The sequence below is a fragment of the Halorubrum orientale genome (assembly GCF_059623105.1).
The window spans coordinates 1-2,398 of sequence record NZ_JBSPSR010000017.1; the positions used below are offsets into that span (position 1 = coordinate 1).

The 2,398-nt window shown below is 58.4% G+C and carries 1 tRNA gene and 1 rRNA gene; both read left to right on the forward strand.

The features are described from left to right. Positions 1-477: 477 nt before the first annotated feature. Positions 478-1,947: ribosomal RNA gene (locus ACWUI7_RS13440) — 16S ribosomal RNA — on the forward strand. A gap of 157 nt (positions 1,948-2,104) precedes the next feature. Continuing rightward, positions 2,105-2,176 (forward strand) — tRNA-Ala (locus ACWUI7_RS13445). The last annotated feature ends 222 nt before the right edge of the window (positions 2,177-2,398 follow it).

The following is a 2,398-nucleotide window of genomic DNA, read 5'->3' on the forward strand; positions in this document are numbered from 1 at the left end:
AGTTCCCATGAAACCGCGTGACGTAGCGGCCACGCTTCGACGGGGTTAAATGTACCCCGGGCATTCGAATGAATGTGACAAGCCCCACGCGGGGCAACACCGGCCACTCACCCATACCACGCTCGTCGTGGTGTGACACGACGCGGCCAACACCAATCCGACGGGGTTAAGTGTCGTACTCCACTCGGAATGAACACGACCGACACACGACCGCGGGCCTCACGGCCCGTCGTCGCCTGACCAGGCCACTCCGGTGGGTTTATACCTGCCAGAACACAACGCTCTGGTCCGGAAGAAGAGATGAGGATTTCGCCCCCTGCGCTCCGGCGTAAGCGGAAATCTGATGTGAGCCTTGGTAGTTCGGTGTCATCCGGAACGCCGGTGACCCCGAACAATCAGACCATGCAATGGTGTGTCGACACCGCGTCGACACCCGCCAAACCCCCTCGGTGCCGGGAACCAGGCACTGAGGTTACCACTCCGGTTGATCCTGCCGGAGGCCATTGCTATTGGGATCCGATTTAGCCATGCTAGTCGTACGAGTTCAGACTCGTGGCGAATAGCTCAGTAACACGTGGCCAAACTACCCTTCGGACCGCAATACCCTCGGGAAACTGAGGTTAATAGCGGACACCACACGCAGACTGGAATGTCGCGTGTGTCAAACGCTCCGGCGCCGAAGGATGTGGCTGCGGCCGATTAGGTAGACGGTGGGGTAACGGCCCACCGTGCCAATAATCGGTACGGGTCATGAGAGTGAGAACCCGGAGACGGAATCTGAGACAAGATTCCGGGCCCTACGGGGCGCAGCAGGCGCGAAACCTTTACACTGCACGCCAGTGCGATAAGGGGATCCCAAGTGCGTAGGCATAGAGCCTACGCTTTTGTCCACCCTAGGGTGGTGGACGAATAAGGGCTGGGCAAGACCGGTGCCAGCCGCCGCGGTAATACCGGCAGCCCGAGTGATGGCCGATCTTATTGGGCCTAAAGCGTCCGTAGCTGGCCGCACAAGTCCATCGGGAAATCCACCTGCTCAACAGGTGGGCGTCCGGTGGAAACTGTGTGGCTTGGGACCGGAAGGCGCGACGGGTACGTCCGGGGTAGGAGTGAAATCCTGTAATCCTGGACGGACCGCCGATGGCGAAAGCACGTCGCGAAGACGGATCCGACAGTGAGGGACGAAAGCTAGGGTCTCGAACCGGATTAGATACCCGGGTAGTCCTAGCCGTAAACACTGCCTGCTAGGTGTGGCACCCACTACGAGTGGGTGCTGTGCCGTAGGGAAGCCGCTAAGCAGGCCGCCTGGGAAGTACGTCCGCAAGGATGAAACTTAAAGGAATTGGCGGGGGAGCACTACAACCGGAGGAGCCTGCGGTTTAATTGGACTCAACGCCGGACATCTCACCAGCATCGACTGTAATAATGACGATCAGGTTGATGACCTTATCCGAGTTTCAGAGAGGAGGTGCATGGCCGCCGTCAGCTCGTACCGTGAGGCGTCCTGTTAAGTCAGGCAACGAGCGAGACCCGCATCGATACTTGCCAGCAACGCTGTGAAGCGGTTGGGGACAGTATCGAGACTGCCGTGGCCAACACGGAGGAAGGAACGGGCAACGGTAGGTCAGTATGCCCCGAATGTGCTGGGCAACACGCGGGCTACAATGGTCGAGACAAAGGGTTCCAACTCCGAAAGGAGACGGTAATCTCAGAAACTCGATCGTAGTTCGGATTGTGGGCTGCAACTCGCCCACATGAAGCTGGATTCGGTAGTAATCGCGTGTCAAAAGCGCGCGGTGAATACGTCCCTGCTCCTTGCACACACCGCCCGTCAAAGCACCCGAGTGAGGTCCGGATGAGGCGCGTTCCACGCGTCGAATCTGGGCTTCGCAAGGGGGCTTAAGTCGTAACAAGGTAGCCGTAGGGGAATCTGCGGCTGGATCACCTCCACTGACCGGGACTCTCCACACGGAGAGCCCACCTTTCGACCGTCTCTAGACGGTCACTACTCATTCGCATAGTCATTGTTCGACTCACTGCCGCTCCGGACACCTACGAACTACCACGGCTCACACAACACGCGACAACCCTCTCCACTCGGAGAGGCGGGCTCATAGCTCAGCGGTAGAGTGCCTCCTTTGCAAGGAGGATGCCCTGGGTTCGAATCCCAGTGAGTCCATGTCCACTCGGACGAATCCGTCTGCTTAAGTGCAAGACGGAACTCAATCCGAGTACGACGACCGATGCACCACCCCGGGAAACCGCGGATGGGAAGGGTTCGACGAACACACGTTCAACACCACGTGTGATTCAATGACAACCGTGTATACGTGCGATCCAGACGTCCACTGAACTCATCCGAGTTCGTGGAACGTCAGTGAACCATACAGTCGGAATACTC